Here is a 19,197-nt window from a genome sequence, read left to right as displayed (position 1 = left end):
GACGCGGCCTCAGACTATTTTTTAAAGCTTGCTGAATTTTGACTGATACTATTATAATTTCTTTTTGGGCTACAAGCAATTTCAACAAAATCCAAGTGAGGTATAATCATGCTGGCGATTGATGTCAAAGAATTACGCAAGTCGTTTAGCGTCCAGAAAAGTCGAGGAGGGCTTAAGGGCGCATTTCAGGATCTGTTTGCACGTCAATACCAGGAGGTCTTGGCTGTAAATGATATTTCATTTCAAATTCCGCAAGGCGAAATATGCGGATATATTGGGGAGAACGGTGCCGGTAAATCAACAACGATTAAGATGTTGACCGGCATTTTGGTGCCTACTTCAGGGCAAATATCGGTTGGTGGATATGTTCCGTATCAGGAACGTGAGAAGTTTGTGCAGAATATTGGTGTCGTATTTGGTCAACGCAGCCAACTCTGGTGGGATATCGGTGTTATTGAGTCCTTCCATCTGCTGCGCAAGGTGTATCGAGTAGGTGAGGTCGATTTCCGCAAACGTCTGGATGAACTGGTTGAGCGGTTACAGCTTCAGGATTTGCTGAACCGTCCTGTTCGTAAGCTCAGTCTTGGACAGCGCATGCGCTGTGAGCTGGTCGCTGCGCTGCTGCACAATCCAGATATTGTTTTCCTGGATGAGCCTACCATTGGTCTGGATATTGTTGTGAAATCGGAAATCCGTGAATTTCTGAAAGACATGAATAAGGAACACGGAACAACCATTTTGCTGACAACCCACGATCTGCAGGACATCGAAGCTTTATGCTCTAGAGTTATTATGCTCGATGCGGGCAATATCATCTATGATGGCGGGTTGGATCATCTGAAATCTCAGTGGGGCAAGGAACGGGAGATCCGGTTCAAGTTTGGCACTGCTCATCCCATGGAACAAATGCTGGAGTGGACTGCTGCGCTCCCTGTTCGCTGGACGGTGGAGAATGAACTGTCCGCATCGGTCTGGATTCCACTTGAACTCAACGTGTCGGATGTGCTGGGACGCGTCGTTGGACAGGCAGATATTACCGATATTCAGATTATTGAGATTAACACGGATGAGATTGTGCGCAGTATTTACCAATCCGGTTCCGCCGAGCGTCCCGAGATAGTGGGCGCAAAGAACGAAGCGGTGGGTGTATCCTAAGATGAATAGTGCATTTTTTGATTTTATGCGCATCCGGTTCCTGACGATGCTTGCATACCGGGTGAATTATTATTCCGGCATTTTGATATATACGCTGAATATCGGCGTGTATTACTTTACGTGGCAAGCCATTTACGGCAGTAGTGGTGAACTGGGCGGTTTTACGGCAGCTCAGATGACAACATATGTGGCTGTATCGTGGATGGCGCGTGCATTTTATTTTAACAACCTGGACCGGGAAATAGCCGCAGACATTCGGGATGGCTCCATTGCCATTCAATTCATAAGACCGATCAACTATGTCATGGTCAAAATGATGCAGGGTCTGGGCGAAGGTATTTTCCGTTTCCTGCTGCTTATGATTCCTGGAATGCTCATTGCGATTCTGTTGTTCCCGGTTGAACTGCCCACGGCGCCGTCCGCATGGATTGGCTTTCTGGTCATGCTGTTCTTCAGTTTCCTCATTAATTCCCAGATTAATGTCATTACGGGGCTGGCCGCATTCTTTGTGGAAAACAATGAAGGCATGATGCGTATGAAACGTGTCGTGGTTGATCTGTTCTCAGGTCTGATCATTCCAATCAGCCTCTATCCGGGCTGGATGTCCGCAGTGATGAAAGTATTGCCTTTTCAGGCCATTACGTATCTACCCGGTTCGGTTTTCACCGGAAGAGTGGAAGGCACAGGCATCTGGAGCGTACTCGGCATTCAGGTGTTCTGGTTTGTCATACTGCTCATTCCGATGATGCTGATCTGGCGTCAGGCGCGCAAGCGTCTGTTCGTGCAAGGAGGATAACAGAGTGTACTATATGGGTCTGATCTGGGAATATTTAAAAAATTACATGAAAACACGTCTCACGTACCGCGCCGATTTTTGGGTTGAAATCCTTTCGGATTTGCTGTTCCAGGCAACCAATCTGATCTTTATCTTTGTGGTTTTCCGACATACGGATAATTTGGGCGGCTGGAGTGAGAGTGAAGTCCTTTTTGTTTATGGATATTTTATGGTGCCTTACGGCATCTTCAGTTGCTTTATCAATCTGTGGGGGTTCAGTGAACGGTATATTGTCAAAGGCGAGATGGATCGCATATTAACACGACCTGCGCATAACCTGTTCCAGATTTTACTTGAAAATGTGGACCCGCCTGCACTCGTTGGTTCGTTTATCGGTCTGATCATTATGGTCATCAGCGGTGCGGAGATGGGACTTGTGCTGGAGTGGTGGCATATTCCGGCCCTGATTATTCTTACTATTAGTTCAGTGCTAATCTATGCAGGAATCTATATCACCTTGACGTCGTTATCATTTTATTCGGACGCGCCTACAGGTATCCTGCCATTAATGTACAACATTCAGGGATATGGACGTTATCCGGTAACCATCTATAACCGCGCGATTCAGGTCCTGTTAACGTGGGTCATTCCATTTGCCTTCGTGGGCATTTATCCGGCAGCCCTGTTCCTGGAACGATCCGAAATGCATCGTATGGCGATGCTGACACCTGTGATGGGATTGGTGTTTGGCTCCATCGGTCTTCTGCTATGGAATTATGGCGTGAAGAAGTATCGCGGAGCAGGATCATAACAGATATCCATTGAAAGTATAGACGAGATATAGGAGGAAATGAGATGACATTAACCGAAGGCAAGCTGGCACCAGACTTTGAACTTCCGTCCAGTACGGGAGAGACGGTAAAACTCTCCGATTATCGCGGACAGCGGGTGCTGATATATTTTTACCCGAAGGATATGACTTCTTCCTGCACACAGCAGGCATGTGATTTCCGTGATCGTCATGAGGAGTTCAAGGGATTAAATACAGTTATTCTGGGGATTAGTATTGATCCGATGAAGCAGCACGACAAATTCATTGCCAAATACGGCTTACCATTCATCCTGTTATCCGACGAAGAACATCAGGTTGCCGAACAATACGGCGTATGGCAGCTCAAAAAGATGTATGGCAAGGAATACATGGGGATGGTACGCTCCACGTTTCTTATTGATGAAGAGGGTATACTGCTGAAGTCGTGGTCTAAAGTGCGAGTCAAAGGGCATATTGAAGCAGCACTTGAGGCTTTGCAGCAACTTTAGGAAGGTAAACTCGTCTGTTCTCTATACAACAAAAAAATGTTCACTTCATAATAAAGGCTGTATTCGCGGGTTATACCGTTAATACAGCCTTTTTATGTGGGCAATCGTTCTGGATGGGACTGATTTTTTCTGTTCTTGCCAAAGCGAATGCGATGAACAAGTAAAAGCAACAGAGGAATAATAAAACTGCAAGTAATGTCCCAATCCACCCATGCAGGCATGATGGTTTCGATATAAAAAATGACATTGGGGGAGATCAGGATGGCCAATGCAAACATGAGCAAGGATGAAGGGAGAATGAGTGGTTTGTATGTTTTCAACTGAAACAGCTGAGCTAGTCCGATAACAAAAGCGAACATGTACAGCAGGCTTTTGAAATAGGTCGCAATTAACCAGGCAGTAGCCATGAAGGCTTCAATTCGCTCAAAGAAGTTACCGATATTAATTTTTTGAGACAGGGTGTACGAAATGAAAATATTATGCTGGGTTAGGAAAGGACCCACAACCATAAGGGAAAACAATAGCAATACACACAGGAGCAGACCTCCGCAGAAAGTGGCAAGCAACAAGTCTCGTTTAAGGTGCGGCCCTCGCATTACATAAGGAAGAATCATAGTAAGCACGAGCAGCTCCCCGAAGGCGGTAAAGGATCCGCGAATAACGGTTTCAATCAAATGAACCCGGCTGATGTTAAAGATAGGCTGCAGATGTGAGACATCTATTTTGGGCAGCAAACCCACGAACAGGAGAACCATAAAAACAAAAACAATAGGAGTCAATAGTTCACTGGTTGCTCCCATGGTTTGCAATCCTTTCATTAGGCCCCAGATCAGGGAACACATGAGCATAATCAAAATGACACGGATGGGGGTCTGGAGGTAGATTTGAGTCGTCATGAAGTCTCCAACTTCCCGGATACAGATGGCAGCGCCTATAGCGAAATAGAACAGGTAACCAGCAGACAAGACTGATCCAATCCATGGACCAAGCAATTTCTTGCAAATTTCGATTAAAGATAGTTCAGGGTAGGTTTGTTGTAGTTTGTACAAAATCCAAATGATAAATAGACCGATGGGCTGACTGAGGAAAGAGCATATCCATGCATCCTGTTTACCCAAGGTTGTGACCAACGAAGGATAGATCAGAATCATATCCCCAACCATGACAAGAAAGGTAAGCAGGGCAAATTGCCGAATGGTAATTTTATCTTTAATTATCATGGTCTCCAGCCTCCTTCCTGACATATTAGAACTCCAGCATTGCCTTATCCCGAAGGCTTGTTTTTCCAACCCTTTTTGAACATATGCACCAACAGTAACAGCCCTGGCAATATAATGCTCAATGTGGTATCCCAATCTACCCAATATGGAACGACGGTAATGACGATGAAGGTCAAATTGGGCGAGACCAGATTGGCAAGGCCAAATATAAGCAATGTTGCAGGTAGGATGAGTATCCGATACTGCTTGAGCCTAAATAGTTCGGCGCATCCGAGGATAAATGCGTACATATACACCATCGCTTTAACATACGTGGAGATGAGCCAGGAAGAAGCCATAATGGCTTCAATACGCTCAAAAAAGCCACCAATGCTAATCTTCTGAGATAAAATAAAGGAAGCATAGATGTTGTGCTGTGTAAGGAAAGCACCTAGAACAAGCAGAGAGATGGTAACCAATATAGCCAGTAACAAGTTGCCAAGTCCTGCCGCCATAAGAACATCCCGAGTTCGGTGAGCCTGTTTTAGCGTGTAGGGAATAATCATCATAATGGGGACCAGTTCACCTACGGGATATATGATACTTATGAGAATACCCTGCAGGATGGGAACAACGCCAGTATCTGTAGCAGGCTTTAAATTGCTGGGATCAATCTGAGGTAGTAGACAGAATGCAAGCACGAGAATAAACACGATAAGGATAGGCATCAGCAATTCACTGCTCCTCCCCATCGTCTCCAGACCATGATATAACCCCCAGCCAACTGTAATAACAAACATCAGAATGATGACTCGAATCGGGGTGTACTGAAAGATTTGGGAAGTTAGGAAATCTCCGACCTCTCGGGTGTGCGTAGAGGCACCTATTACAAAAAAGAATAGGTAAAATGCGGATACAAGACTGCCTGGCCAAAATCCCAGAATGCTCCGTGAAATCTGTATCAGATTTTCCTCCGGATACAGACTGCACAGCTTTAAAAACATGAGCGTGAGGGCCATTCCCAACGGAACCCCGACAAGAGCGCATATCCAGGCATCTTGTTTGGCATAGGATGTGATGACCGAGGGATAGATGAGCATCATATCCCCGACCACCATCATAAAAATGAGGATGGACAATTGTCTTGTTCCGATGCGACCCTGTTCAAGCATAATGTCCTCTCCTTTTTTCCTTAAGTTCCAGTCAAGTGTGCCAGAAATTGATTTACAGGTTCATAGATCCATATGATGAGATAAAGTGGGCTTGGGATTTCCCACAGGTTGGCCGCAAAGACACTGAGAATGGTAGCCAAGAGCAGTAAGACACTGTAAACAGCCAATTCTTTCCATTCCTTGCTACGTATGAGCCCTGGCAGATCGAACCACCCAATGACCCCTGCGGTCACAATGACACTAAGTGTAATTAACACCTGTCTCACTCCCTAATTTGATCTTTGAACGAATCATCCAGTGTACCTACACGTTTGATTTGAACATTGACATCGTAATGAACATCCAGATTTTCCAAATAACTATCCCAATCTTTCTCCACCTTTTTGAAGAACTTGGGATCAGCATGGTAGACCTCTTGCCCGAATCCGAAAATATCAACGTGAAACTTGCGCTGTACCGATTTGATGGATTTTTGCATCAGTTCTACAAGCCGTTCCTCACTGTCCTGTTCCAATTCCTTGAGTACTTTCATTGAACCGATTTTGATTCCACATTCAACGGCACCTATGGAAGATACATTTTTGATTTTAATATTGATTAAAGGGTGATCTGCTACGACTTTTGCTTTCCGTTTGGTCGTTGTACGAAGTGTTTTGAAGGTCACATATCCTTCTTTTCGGCAGGGAAGATGGCTGATGGTGGATACCACATTGTTTCGAATGTAGTTATATCCCTTGGATTCATCCTCGGTTAGCCACCCAATCAGCTTGTCTCCCTTGAATACAGACAGTCCTGTTGAGTTGAGGCTAGCAGGAGCCTTAATGGTCGCAATGTTAGCTTGACTTCCACTTTTCTCAGGTTGACCAACAACCTCCACTCCGGTAATTACAGGCTGTATTCCAGGAGCCAAAATGTATTCCATTAACTGATCCCCAGTTACGGTTGTTGTGGGTGACCAAGTCTTGGTGGATACATCCAATGAATTGAACATCTTCTCCGCAGGTAAATTTTCAAGTGGTGTCAGCACATCTAGCACCTTGGAAGCTGTTGTATTTCGTGCAACCATGACGTAATAGTCAGGACGAACCGTAGGCTCGCGCATTAATGCTTCTGTGATATCATAAATGCCCACTTTGCGAGCATACTCTTCGCCAATGACCATCACGCGGATATGTGCCATGAATATACGACGTGGGCTAGATTCCGTTAACTTTTGAATGGCTTCAAACAAGGTAGGCGCAGAAGCCTGATACTGAGTCACAGGCGTTCCTTTACCTCCTCCTGACTTGGAGGATACTTCATTGGGAACAACCACTTGAGCACTAACCTTAATCATATCGCCATCCTTGTCTACACCAAGACCCAGCATGATGCCAAGCTCATTGAGTTCCTGTCGATCCCAGCATCCGGTAAGGAGAGGGAGCAGAACGGCAAAAGATAGAATCAATTGTAGGCATTTGTTCATACACGTTCTCCTTACCGATTATCGCTTCGTTTTTTTGTTAGCTTGTCTGGTTTCGTTCGCAGTTCCGGTAGAGAGCGGACGGGTTTTCATCCGGGTCCAAGGCACGCGGAATATGGTATCTTTGAGATCCTTCCCGATGTAAGGTGCGAACGGGGACATATAAGACACACCAAAAGATCTTAAACTGCATAGATGGGTTACTGTAATCAGTAGAACCATCAGAATTCCGTAGAAACCAAAGGCAGCAGCCAGAATCATCAGGACAAATCGCAGAATCCGCACAGAAATGGAGAGTCCATTTTCCGGAATAACATAACTGGATATCGCTGTAATGGATACGATAATAACCATGGCAGCCGATACAACGCCAGCATCTACTGCGGCTTGACCAATAACAAGGGTACCTACGATGGAAACGGCTTGACCGACGGTCTTTGGAATACGGATGCCGGCTTCCCGCAAAATTTCATAGGTCAGCTCCATCAATATGGCTTCGATGAATGCCGGAAATGGAACACCTTCTCGCTGAGCTGCCAGACTAATAAGCAGGTTGGTGGGCAGCATCTCCTGATGAAAGGTAGTAATGGCAATATAGAAGGATGGAGCGAGCAGCGCAATAAAGAACGCTAGATAACGAATCATTCGAATCAATGAGCTAATATCGGCCCGTTGGTAATAATCTTCGGGGGACTGAAAGAAATGAACAAACAGAGCGGGAACAAGCAGTACGAAAGGAGTACCGTCTACAATGATCGCGACCCGACCTTCAAGCAGTGCGGCGCATACGGTGTCTGGTCGCTCACTGTTATAGACCGTAGGGAAGATGGTACCTGTTTTGTCCTGCACGAGCTCCTCGATATATCCACTTTCCAGAATAGCGTCAATATCAATTTCATCAAGCCTTCGCCGCAGTTCTTTTATAACCTCTTGATCGACGATATGCTCCAGATATACCACGGCTACCCTGGTGTTGGTGACTCGGCCAAGCTCCCTTTCTTCAATCCAGAGATGGGGGTCACGAATTCGTTTGCGTATCAAGCCTGTATTCGTTCGCAAATTTTCATTAAAGCCCTCCATGGGACCGCGAACAACCGTCTGGGAGATGGGTTCGCCGACGGCACGGTCTTCCCAGCCCGCTGCTGCGATTTTCAGGCCTTGATTCGATCCTTCAAGCAGCACAACGGCAAAGCCTGCCAAGAGAGCATCAAGGACGTCTTTCATCTCCTCGATTAATATTACGTTGCTGGCCACCAAGACATCATTCTGGAGATAGATCAGATGCTCATTTTCCGCTGAGAAGTCAGGCAGCTCTCGGGTTTGTAACAAGGATTCCAGGATGGAATGATTCACAATCTGCACGTCTACCATCCCATCGATGTACAACATGACAGAAGGCCATTTGTGCAAACACTGCAGAGGACGAATCATCAAGTCTTTGCTATTCCCCATCACCTTCTTACAATAATCCGTATTTTCCGTAAGATTCGGAGATATTCTCTGATCCTGGCTGCTCTGCGCTGTTGTACTCATTCCTTCACCCCTTATACACCCTATATTTGCAAATTAGTATGACCTGGATGAATCAGGATTATCACAAAAGTGTTATTGAATATCCCACAAAATAAAAAAAGGACATTGTCAATCCTTGTATATTAGAATATTATCTAATTAGATTAATGTCTAATATTAGAGAAGAGGATATGTCATGCTATTTAGATCTTCCATTGTGATCCTGCTACAAAAAGAATCGGAGTACCGCAAGTTCTTTGTCGCGGGACTAGTGAACGGCATAGGTGACCGTTTTTGCCAGGTGGCCATGCTTTCGTTAATTCTCAGCACAACAGGATCTGGACTTGCAGTAGGACTAGCCCTTGGTCTGCGTGTGATTCCATTCCTGATGCTTGCCCCGACAGGTGGCATGTTAACCATGCGCTTCTCACGGCGAAAGATTATGCTGCTTACCAATTTGATAAGGGTGCCTCTTGCTCTAAGTTATTTACTCGTAAACAGTGCAGATGATTTGTGGATTCTATATACAGCGAGTACTTTACTAGCCTGCGCCGAGGCTCTTTATGCGCCGGTCCGTAAATCAGGCATACCATTGCTTGTTCAGTCGGAACATTTGCTCAAAATTAACGGACTTGAACAGGTCATGAACGGTACGGTGCTGATCGTAGGTGCCTTTCTTGGAGGGATCACCTCATCAGTGATGGGGCCGCAGGCTGCTTTTATAACCAATGCACTTTGTTTTCTGATGGCTGCTGTTTTGATTCGAAAAGTCTCGTTTCCATCGGGAGTAGGTACTGAATCAAATGGGAGATCGCTTGAAAATGTGGAGAGCTCAGCCGTTTCAGCTTCTGGTAATCCTTCAGTGTTTACTCGCGCTAATGGTGCAGTTTATGTTCCTTCGGTAATATGGAGGCTGGTTCGATCCTCTGTAGCATTACAGATCATCATCCTGTTCGAGTTATGGGTACCGGTCATCAACGGGATCGACAATGTATTGATCAGCGTATATGCAATTGAAGTGTTTGCCCTTGGGGATTGGGGTGTAGGTCTGTTCTATGCGGCGCTTGGGACGGGACTGGTATTAAGCAACTGGTGCTCTCGTTATTTTCAGCATTGGCTGCTTCCAGGAGTAGTAATATGTCTGCTCGTGGAAGGGGGATTGCTTATGCTGCTTAGTATGGCGACTCTGCCAGTGATCGCAGTGCTGATCTATATTCTGTTGGCCCTTATGTCAGGGGTAGGAAATGCTTGTCTGGATACACTTCTAATGCGTGAAACACCTGAGAAATATCGAGGGCTCATCTATGGTTTGGTGACGGCTTGCAGTAGTAGCATCTTGGGGTTATCCATGTTTGGTGCGGGTTTGTTATTAGAAGTGGTAGAGCCACGAAAGCTTGGTTTCGCAGGCGGATTGGGTTTTGCGGCAATTGCTGTTTTGCTTACAGCCTATGGATGGCTAAGGGCACGTGAGGCTTTTAACATTAGACGTATAACCAAAAAAACATGAAAAAAAGGAGCGGCGATATGCAGCTCCTTATTAATAACAGAAAGGTTAACCCGGTGGTCCCACATCTAACAGGCACAAAAACCTCTGCGCTAAATGTGGTCTGAATTCAACCCTTGATATTATCGATAGATATGTGAATGGTATCGTTTTATTTTTGTCTTTGCCGAATAGCGGCAGGCTTGCGCATCGATCGGGCTGCCCACGCTTTTCGATAACGGTACAGTAAGGCTGCAATCAGCAACAGTCCGATCCCCGCCACGATGTAAGGTGCATATTGATGAGCAAGCTGGAACACTGCGTTCCATTGGGGTCCAAATATTTTACCGATGCCCAGGAACAGCATAACCCACAACAGTGCGCCTGAATAGGCATAGAGAGCGAATTTGCGAAAGGGAACAGCGGCTATACCCGCAAAATATCCGGTGAAATGTCTCACTCCCGGAATGAAATAACCGATGAAGATCAGGGCATTGCCGTACTTGGCAAACCACTTTTGCGTTTTATCCAGCTTGTCCTGTTTCATTAGAAACCATTTTCCATATCGTGTAATGAACGGCAGACCTGCTTTGGCCCCAATAAAATAAGTGATCGTCATGCCAATCGTCGTTCCCAGAAAAGCAAGGATGGCAAGTATTCCAAAGTCCAGATGACCCTTATAGGACAGAAATCCTGCATAAGCCATAGTCGTTTCTCCCGGGAAGGGAAGGGCGATAAATTCCAGCAATAAACCAAAAAACAAAACGCTGTATCCGTAGGATCCAAACAGATGCTGGACCTTCTCAAGCAATTCCAATAGACTTCACTCTCCTGCAGACAGGGTGGGAGGAGATACTTACTCTCCAAGGAGTTTTGTTCACGATCCTACCTGTCCATTATGCTACCTAATCCGAAGCGAAGAATCAATCACGAGCCATCCCAAATTGTGAAAAATTATAAAACAAAATCGCGTCTTTTTTCAGCGCGTCCTCCATATAATTCTAACAAATCTGCTGAAGTCTATCAGCAAATTCACTAGAGACGTTGGAGGTTGATTCGAACATGGTAACACCAATACATACAATTTTATCGGGAAAATGGTCTGTGCTTATACTTCGCATTGTGGTACTGCTGTGTGTATTCGCTGCATCGGCAGGCACAACTTATGCTTCCTCAGTATCGGGGTCTGATGCACCCGCCTCCAAAGAAGAGAATCCTAAAGACAAGGTAGTCTATTTGAGTTTTGACGATGGACCGGGTAACCATACCCGTGAAGTATTGGATATTTTGCGCAAGGAGCAGGTTTTGGCTACATTTTTTGTGCTTGGTGAGCAAGCAGAACGTTATCCTGAGATGATCCGTGCGGTTGTGGAAGATGGACATGCTTTGGGCAATCATACGTTTAATCATAATTATGAACAGCTGTACAGTGATTTCAAAGTGTTCTGGAAGCAGATCAAACAGACTGAGGCGATAGTAGAGCGGATTACAGGATTTCGGCCGAATCTGGTCCGGGCACCGGGCGGTACCTATGGACATTTCGACAAGAGTTATTTTGATTTGCTGAAATTGGGCGGGTACACCGTTATGGACTGGAACGTAGACAGTGGTGATTCCAAACGGAAGGGTGTTCCGGCCAAAGAAATCTTACGCAATGCGACCAAGGTGCCTGCCGGAGCACGTTCGGTCATTGTATTGATGCATGATGGTGGAGCTCATGCCGAGACGGTAAAAGCACTACCTGGCATTATCAAGTATTACCAGGATCAGGGTTTTCGTTTTGACACGATGAAGGCCACGGATCAGCCTGTTCAATTCCGCATCGATTCCAATGGTAAATACAAGTCTCGCAAAGCTCCGGGTAAGGAATGGGTCGCAGAAAATGTACAGGAGAACAGCAACCTGTGGTTGGCTGGCAAGGAATTGAAGGTGGAAATCGGCTTGGCTGCAGTCACATTGAAGCAAGGAGAATTTCGCGTGGAAGATCAGCGGATTATGGTGCCTTTGCGGACCTTTATGAAAAAGTTCGGTGGCAGCGCTCGCTGGAATGCAGAGACCCGGACAGCTACAGCCATATGGAAAGACCGAACCATCCATGCAGACAGTATCAGCGGAGACCTGACAACGAAACGTGCAGACCAGATGAATGACAGAACGACAGAGGGAGTCGTGCAGAGCCAGGGAGGAACGATCTGGGTTCCGCTGCGGGAATTGATGGAGCATATGGGAGTAACCGTTGATTCACTAAAGGCGAATGAAAAGGAATGGATGGTTAAAGCCAGCGTTCCTCTGGCAGCAGCGAACAGCATGTATTTGGATAAATTGATCTGAATAAAGTCGTTCGTACAGGACTATTCTCTCTACTTCCGGGCAACACTGAATCATAGATTAGTATGGTTCAGGAATGCCGATGGATGGAAGGAGATTAGAAGAAATGTCTTATATCCGAATGGAACATGAACATGCCGTAGAATTGCTGAATAGAGTTATGAAGCGAGTTGAAAGTGTGATCATTGGCAAAAAACAAGAGATTCGTTATGTGTTAACTGCAATGCTGAGTGGAGGTCATGTACTTCTGGAAGATGTACCGGGTACAGGCAAAACGATGCTGGTTCGCGCCGTCGCTTCTGCACTAGATTGCTCCATGGGACGAATTCAGTTCACGTCGGACGTGATGCCGGCAGATGTGACGGGCACATCGATGTATCATCCACATACGGGAGAATTCAAGTTTCGGCCAGGACCCGTCATGTCCAATATTGTTCTGGCGGATGAAATTAATCGCGCTTCCCCCCGTACCCAGTCGGCACTTCTGGAAGCGATGGAGGAACGACGCATTACGGTGGATGGCACAACCTATGCTTTGCCGCGCCCATTCTTTTTGCTGGCCACGCAGAATCCGTTGCAGTTTGAGGGCACCTATCGTCTGCCTGAAGCGCAGTTGGATCGTTTTCTCATGAAGATTGGATTGGGGTACCCTGATCCGGAGCAGGAAGTCGAACTGTTAACCCGGATGCAAAGCAGAGAACTGCTTGATGAACTTCGCCCTGTCATGCTTGCTGAAGAAGTTGTAGCCATGCAGCGTGAAGTAAAACATGTACATGTGGATCCTGTTGTCAAACAGTATCTGGTTGCTGTTGCCGTTGCCTCAAGAAGTCACCCAGCGGTAAGACTGGGAATCAGCCCGCGCGGAACATTGGCCTGGATGGCTGCTGCACAATCGTTTGCTTACCTCCAAGGACGCAGTTATGTCATTCCCGATGATGTGAAAGAGATGGCTGTACCTGTCCTTTCCCATCGCGTTCAATTGAAAGCCCAGAACAGAGCGGAAATCTGGGCACAGGCGCAATTGATTCAGGAAGCTCTGTCATCGGTTCCTGTACCTGTACAGATGGCGGCACAGGGAAGGGGACGGCGTCAATGACTGCGCTGGGTCAACGAATGTTGGGTGCTGTCCTGGTCGTGGCTTTTGCCTCTTTATATGTATGGCATGGCGGCAAAGCCGCGCTATTTCTGTCCATTATAGCGGCCTTGATGCTCGCAAGCGCACTGATCATCCATTTTTTCGGTCCGCGCAATATTAACATTCGGCGGCAAATGCATGCGAATCGGGTTGTGGCAGGCGAAAGAACGCGGGTGGCAGTGGAACTGAAATTCGACTGCCCGATTCCACTGTTATGGATCATTCTGTGTGAGAATACACCTGCCGGTGTACATCGTAAATTACTATTTCCGGGAACCCGTCGCCAGTTTACGTATCAATATGAATTATCGGGTTTGCGCAGAGGTGTGTACAGATGGGAATCAGGCAGATTGTACTGGGGTGATGTTTTCGGATGGAATACGGTCTCCGCAGAGACTGTGAATCATACCTCGCTAATTGTTGTTCCCCAAGCTACGGAATGGGGTGAGAGTAATCCTGGAGAATACTCGGCCGTGGGGGAAGATGCCCTGTCTGAGCGAAGAAGCAGTCAGGGGAATCGCAGTCCTGAGTTCCGGGAATATCAGCAAGGAGACCCACTGGGGCGTGTTCATTGGAAAAGCACAGCCAAAACGGGTCGACTTCAGACTTTTTTGCCTGAAACCTCCGATTCTGTCTCGCTGGGTATACTGGTGTATGAAGGTGCATCGGGTTATGAAATGCGGCAGTCAGAGAAGAGGGATATGCCTGCTTTTGAACGTGCGGTCCGTGCAGCTGCTCGTTGGGTTCATACCGCTGAACGGGACAACATTCCTTATCAAGTGTGGACGGAAGGCGGTGGGTCAGGATCTGCTCTTCGGGAGAAATGGAAACAAGAACTACTGCATTCTCCTGAAAACCATGCGTTAGACAAGCTGGCGCAGGCACGAATTGCCACGTCTCAAGTTGTACCTCCTTCGCTTCGCACAGAGATGTTGGATAGAATGGCGATCGGGTCACGAATTGTGGTTCTCACCGGCAGAATGGACGAAGCTCTTGTGGAGTGGGTAATGTGTGCAATTGGGTTGGGATACAGGGTAGAGGTTCAGTTAACGGATTTCATGGCTGGAGAAGATCCATCACCTATATCGCGAGCGGAATCCCTCAGCAGCAATATGGCTCAGAAGCGAGGAACTCAAGGTGATGCGACTTCTGATACAACTGTAGTTTCAGAAACAGCACAGTCTATTGCAACAGATCGAACCATTCGTGACATTGGCAATGAAAGTCTGGAACAGCTTCGTCAATGTGGGGTACAGATCCATTGGATCACAGACAGCTCTTTACCTTCAATGAGAAAGGCGGAGGTAACGGATGTGGGAGCATAATGGAAACCCTCAAGCGAACTCCACTGTGGCTGACAGGGGGCATACCGCCAGTTTGGGATTAGAGTCTGTGCATTCCATATATAAAGGGGAAACCAGGACATCTGGAGTAGATTTGAAGAGTCATGGCCAAAATTCGGAACCTCTCCTTTACAGAATCGGTCTTTCCGCCATTTTGCTTATATTGTCCCTGGAGTGGATTTATCCGGTTACGTCAACGGGTCAGCAGGGCAGTGAACGATTCTTGTCCGTGATGGCAGGATTAACAGGAACCTTGCTGCTCGCGGGGTTGCTTTGTACCGGCTGGATCACGGGAATACTGATTAGACTCCTCATTGCTCTAGCCGCATTATGTTGTATGTATGGAGGTAATGACCTTGCTGGATGGGCTGTTACATATCCGGCCACTCTTTCTGAGGATATGGGCAGTTTCATGAGTACGTGGCGTGTTCACTCAATTAGTGTGGAGACAAGAGGTCTGCTCATGATGTGCGGTTGGAGCATGCTGATGGCTTCCGTGCAGTCCCTTGTACTGCTGCGACGAAGTGTGATGCTTTTTGGCAGTGCAACATTGGTCTATTTGCTGCTGCTTGAATCCTTTGCCGGACTGGATGTATATGCTTCGGTGATACGTTCTGTGCTGTGGATTCTACTCATTCAGGCCATGTTACAGTTGCTTCGCCTTAATGGCGGGGTCACCACACCGATCTTTAAGCAGAGTCCTTATGGCCGTTGGTGCACGGTAACGCTTGCGGTGTCTGCAGGTATGGTACTTTTCTCAGCGATCCCTGGTCAACTTGCTTCCATTCCTCCACCGGAACGTATATCCCTTGAGCAGATGGGTGAACGGCTGGCCCGCTGGGCAGGCTATACACAGCACGGAAGTATTCCTGCCACAACCGCCGTCACAGGATATAGTACAGCGGATGCACCAATGGGCGCACCTTTGGTGCAGGGAGACACGATCTTTTTTACGGCGAAAAGTCCGGAAGCTACGTATTGGCGGAGCGAGACCCGTTCATATTATAACGGAAGCACCTGGAGTGATCCTGTGCAGAGCTTTGGGACGGCAAGTCCATCTGGATTGGTGCGTACCGATGGTTGGGAGTATCCAGCCTATTGGCAACGTATTCGTCAAACGGTAACGATGAAGCGAGAATGGAGAGGACCCAATCCCCTCTTTACAGGTGGAATGCCAATCAATCTTTCGTTCCAGGATAAGAACAGGGATAATCAGAAGAATAAACGTTTATTACTATCAAATGAAGATTCCGCCACGTTATGGCTGGCGGCTACCTATGACAATCAATCTGTCAAAAGTTATACGGCAGACATCATGATTCCCGTGGCAACACCTGAACAACTACGCCTTCTGGGAAAGAAGTCCAACATGAAAGATCCGGCGGCAATTCGCAGAACGTATTTGCAGCTACCAACTACGCTTCCCGGACGTGTGCAGGCTCTTGCGAAGGAAATCATTCAGGGAAGTGAGAGTCGTTATGATGCCGTGCAAGCCGTAAAGTCGTATCTTGCGGACCACGCCGAATATACACTGGATACCCGTATGCCACCACGAGGAACTGATTTTGTGGACGATTTTCTATTCGTTACGCGGCAGGGATATTGCAATCATTTCTCGACAGCTATGATTGTGCTGCTACGTGCAGAGGGCATTCCGGCACGCTGGGTGAAGGGATTCGGGCCCGGGGAAGCCGATGCGGACGTCTCCGGGCAATACATTGTGACCCAAGGAGATGCACACTCCTGGGTAGAAGTGTATTTTCCAGGTGCGGGCTGGATGCCGTTTGAGGCTACGCCGGGCTTCACCATGACGCAGGGTGAAGGCCAAGATGCCGCTGCGCTCAGCGGGCAGCAGCCCGTTGCCGTAACCCCGCCGCAGACGGACGGCGGGGTAGCTCACGCGGGCGCATGGCTGCTCGCCCGCGCACGGGCCATTGCCGCGCACCCATGGCTCGCGGCAGCCCTTGCGGCAGCGGCGCTGCTGTGCGCCGCCGGGGCCATCCGCATGCGGCGGCTTCGCCCCGCGCTGCGGCTAAGGCTGCTGCTGGCGTGGCCGCGCAGCAGCTTTCCGGACCGCGAGCGGCTGCTCAGCGCCGCCGCTCCGGTCTGGACCGCGCTCGCGCGCCGCTACGGCCCGCGGCCGCCGGGAATGACGCTGCGTGAATATGCAGCGTCACCCGCCGTAGCCACAGGCACGGACGGCGCGGACATCGCGCGGTTCGCAGCCGATTGGGAACGGCTGCTGTACGGGCCGGACCGTCCGCTGCGTGCGGACAGTCTGGACTTCCTGCGCCGGGCACTTCAACTGGCCCAGCGCATGCAGGCGCTGTAACACGAAGTACAGCGCAGCGCCAAACATAGGACGCCTTTCTCGCCCATAAAGCGAACGAGGCGTCTTTCCGCGATCATACACCGTGAGCTTCATGCGGAAGATCTCTTTTATGATGAAAATAGTGCATCAACCCTTTTCTTATATTTCCGATCGGGAATATATATAATGGTGGCGAGAATATTCGACCAAATATTGTAATCTCAGGCGTTGAATATGCCATGTTTTGAGATGTCGAAAAAAGGAGTTTCGCCTTTCCTTGACGGTATGTTTTGTCGTTGCGTATAATTAGTTTCATTAATTGAGGGAGGCTCGGTAATGAATAAGCAAAATGAAATAGTGGTTGTCCTTGACTTTGGGGGCCAATACAACCAGTTAATCGCCAGAAGAATCCGGGATCTGGGCGTGTACAGCGAGCTTTTGCCGTATAACACACCGGCGGAGAAAATCGCAGAATTATCGCCAAAGGGAATCGTGTTCTCGGGCGGACCATCTAGCGTTTATGCAGAAAATGCACCACACGTAGATCCGGCCGTTTATGATCTGGGAGTGCCAATCTTCGGAATTTGTTACGGCATGCAGCTTATGGCGCAACAGCTTGATGGTAAAGTGGAGCGTTCCGAGAAGCGTGAGTACGGTAAAGCGGATATCGAGTTTGCACCAGGTTCTACTCTTGCACAAGGTATCGAAGGTGAACATACGGTATGGATGAGTCATGGTGACCACGTGGTTGCTCTTCCTGCTGGATTCAAACTGGATGCAGGCACGGAAAGTGCGCCAATCGCAGCGATGAGTAACGATGAGCGCAAATTGTATGCTGTTCAGTTCCATCCAGAAGTACGCCACTCTGTTCGCGGTAATGAAATGATCAAAAACTTCCTGTACGAAATCTGTGGTTGTGAAGGCAACTGGAGCATGGAGACGTTCATTGAAGATACGATCAAGGATATCCGTGAAAAAGTGGGCGACGGTAAAGTATTGTGCGCACTTAGCGGCGGTGTTGATTCTTCCGTGGTTGCTGCATTGCTTCACAAAGCCATCGGTGACCAACTGACATGTATGTTTATCGACCATGGTCTGCTGCGCAAAGGCGAAGCGGAGAGCGTAATGGAGACGTTCGTCGGCAAATTCGACATGAAAGTTGTCAAAATCGATGCACAAGAGCGTTTCCTGTCCAAACTAGCAGGAGTGGATGATCCGGAACAAAAACGTAAAATTATCGGTAACGAGTTTATTTACGTATTTGACGAAGAGTCCAAGCAGTTTGATGATTTTGCATTCCTGGCGCAAGGTACATTGTACACGGATATCGTGGAAAGTGGCACAGCGACAGCTCAAACTATCAAATCCCACCACAATGTGGGCGGATTGCCTGAGGACATGAACTTCAAACTGATCGAACCACTGAGTGCCTTGTTCAAAGACGAAGTGCGTAAAGTCGGCGAAGAGTGCGGTCTGCCAGAAGCAATCGTATGGCGTCAGCCGTTCCCAGGTCCGGGTCTTGCTATCCGTGTCCTTGGCGAAGTAACGGAGGACAAGCTCAAAATCGTTCGTGATTCGGACTACATCCTGCGCGAGGAGATTGCCAAAGCCGGTCTTGACCGCGAGATCTGGCAATACTTCACAGCCCTGCCTAACATGAAGAGTGTTGGGGTTATGGGTGACGCGCGTACGTATTCCTACACTGTAGGTATCCGTGCCGTAACGTCCATCGATGGTATGACAGCTGACTGGGCACGTATCCCTTGGGACGTATTGGAGAAAATATCCGTGCGGATCGTTAACGAAGTGGATAACGTAAACCGTATCGTGTATGACGTAACTTCCAAACCACCAGCAACGATTGAATGGGAATAAATTAGAAGTAATCATAGCGACTGATGCTTGGAAGCCTTGAAGGATAAGGGGTCCTAGTATCGTTGGTTATGGAATTTCCAATTTACCTGCAACTATTGAATGTTCAAAATTACTCTCTTTTATCTGC

16 protein-coding genes are annotated in these 19,197 nt (G+C 47.7%); 10 read left to right on the top strand and 6 right to left on the bottom strand.

Going from position 1 to position 19,197, the window contains the following annotated elements:
* Positions 1-108 precede the first annotated feature (108 nt).
* From CRO25_RS16250 to bcp, 4 genes are read left to right on the top strand one after another with little or no spacing between them, the layout of a single operon-like run.
* Positions 109-1,155 carry an ATP-binding cassette domain-containing protein gene (locus CRO25_RS16250; protein ID WP_079695715.1) on the top strand — a complete coding sequence of 349 codons (1,047 nt, stop codon included), beginning with the start codon at positions 109-111 and terminating at the stop codon, positions 1,153-1,155.
* A gap of 1 nt (position 1,156) precedes the next feature.
* On the top strand, positions 1,157-1,951 hold the full coding sequence (locus CRO25_RS16245) for an ABC-2 family transporter protein (RefSeq protein WP_053779604.1): 795 nt from the start codon (positions 1,157-1,159) through the stop codon (positions 1,949-1,951).
* A 13-nt stretch (positions 1,952-1,964) separates the two neighbouring features.
* Positions 1,965-2,741: an ABC transporter permease gene (locus tag CRO25_RS16240; protein WP_170867911.1), complete on the top strand. Its 777-nt coding sequence runs from the start codon at positions 1,965-1,967 to the stop codon at positions 2,739-2,741.
* 44 nt (positions 2,742-2,785) lie between these two features.
* Positions 2,786-3,250, top strand: coding sequence for a thioredoxin-dependent thiol peroxidase (gene bcp / locus CRO25_RS16235; protein ID WP_063568169.1), 465 nt, complete (start codon positions 2,786-2,788; stop codon positions 3,248-3,250).
* Between the two features lie 92 nt (positions 3,251-3,342).
* Here the strand turns inward: bcp and CRO25_RS16230 are convergent, their stop codons facing one another.
* From CRO25_RS16230 to CRO25_RS16210, 5 genes are read right to left on the bottom strand one after another with little or no spacing between them, the layout of a single operon-like run.
* A complete protein-coding gene (locus CRO25_RS16230) occupies positions 3,343-4,470 on the bottom strand; it encodes an endospore germination permease (protein ID WP_072734827.1) in 1,128 nt (375 codons plus the stop codon).
* Positions 4,471-4,514: 44 nt separating this feature from the next.
* Positions 4,515-5,621, bottom strand: a complete 1,107-nt coding sequence (locus CRO25_RS16225) for an endospore germination permease (RefSeq protein ID WP_063568171.1) — start codon at positions 5,619-5,621, stop codon at positions 4,515-4,517.
* Between the two features lie 20 nt (positions 5,622-5,641).
* Positions 5,642-5,878: a hypothetical protein gene (locus CRO25_RS16220; RefSeq protein ID WP_063568172.1), complete on the bottom strand. Its 237-nt coding sequence runs from the start codon at positions 5,876-5,878 to the stop codon at positions 5,642-5,644.
* 5 nt (positions 5,879-5,883) lie between these two features.
* Complete coding sequence (locus CRO25_RS16215) at positions 5,884-7,086, bottom strand: Ger(x)C family spore germination protein (RefSeq protein ID WP_072734826.1); 1,203 nt, start codon at positions 7,084-7,086, stop codon at positions 5,884-5,886.
* Between the two features lie 18 nt (positions 7,087-7,104).
* Positions 7,105-8,616: a spore germination protein gene (locus CRO25_RS16210; RefSeq protein WP_063568174.1), complete on the bottom strand. Its 1,512-nt coding sequence runs from the start codon at positions 8,614-8,616 to the stop codon at positions 7,105-7,107.
* Positions 8,617-8,791: 175 nt separating this feature from the next.
* Here CRO25_RS16210 and CRO25_RS16205 point away from each other — a divergent pair, with 175 nt between their 5' ends.
* A complete protein-coding gene (locus CRO25_RS16205; protein WP_079695714.1) occupies positions 8,792-10,102 on the top strand; it encodes an MFS transporter in 1,311 nt (436 codons plus the stop codon).
* A 148-nt stretch (positions 10,103-10,250) separates the two neighbouring features.
* Here CRO25_RS16205 and CRO25_RS16200 read toward each other — a convergent pair whose 3' ends face one another.
* Positions 10,251-10,895 (bottom strand): DedA family protein, encoded by a 645-nt coding sequence (locus tag CRO25_RS16200; RefSeq protein ID WP_079695713.1) that lies wholly within the window; start codon positions 10,893-10,895, stop codon positions 10,251-10,253.
* Positions 10,896-11,140: 245 nt separating this feature from the next.
* On the opposite strand from CRO25_RS16200, the gene CRO25_RS16195 reads away from it, so the two are divergent.
* The 5 genes from CRO25_RS16195 to guaA all read left to right on the top strand — a co-directional run bounded on the left by CRO25_RS16195 (position 11,141) and on the right by guaA (position 19,070).
* Entirely contained in the window at positions 11,141-12,409 is a 1,269-nt protein-coding gene (locus tag CRO25_RS16195) for a polysaccharide deacetylase (protein WP_079695712.1), read from the top strand.
* 118 nt (positions 12,410-12,527) lie between these two features.
* Positions 12,528-13,502, top strand: coding sequence for a MoxR family ATPase (locus CRO25_RS16190; RefSeq protein WP_256338035.1), 975 nt, complete (start codon positions 12,528-12,530; stop codon positions 13,500-13,502).
* On the top strand, positions 13,499-14,866 hold the full coding sequence (locus CRO25_RS16185) for a DUF58 domain-containing protein (RefSeq protein ID WP_079695710.1): 1,368 nt from the start codon (positions 13,499-13,501) through the stop codon (positions 14,864-14,866). Before CRO25_RS16190 ends, CRO25_RS16185 begins: the two co-directional genes overlap by 4 nt.
* Positions 14,853-17,216, top strand: coding sequence for a transglutaminase domain-containing protein (locus tag CRO25_RS16180; RefSeq protein ID WP_079695709.1), 2,364 nt, complete (start codon positions 14,853-14,855; stop codon positions 17,214-17,216). Before CRO25_RS16185 ends, CRO25_RS16180 begins: the two co-directional genes overlap by 14 nt.
* Before the next feature lie 315 nt (positions 17,217-17,531).
* The gene (gene guaA / locus CRO25_RS16175) at positions 17,532-19,070 is read left to right on the top strand and encodes a glutamine-hydrolyzing GMP synthase (protein ID WP_079695708.1); all 1,539 of its coding nucleotides are present in this window, start codon (positions 17,532-17,534) and stop codon (positions 19,068-19,070) included.
* Positions 19,071-19,197: the final 127 nt, after the last annotated feature.

This window comes from Paenibacillus sp. RU5M (genome assembly GCF_900221055.1).
GTDB lineage: Bacteria > Bacillota > Bacilli > Paenibacillales > Paenibacillaceae > Paenibacillus > Paenibacillus marchantiae.
This window is presented reverse-complemented; position numbering and strand designations above follow the sequence as displayed.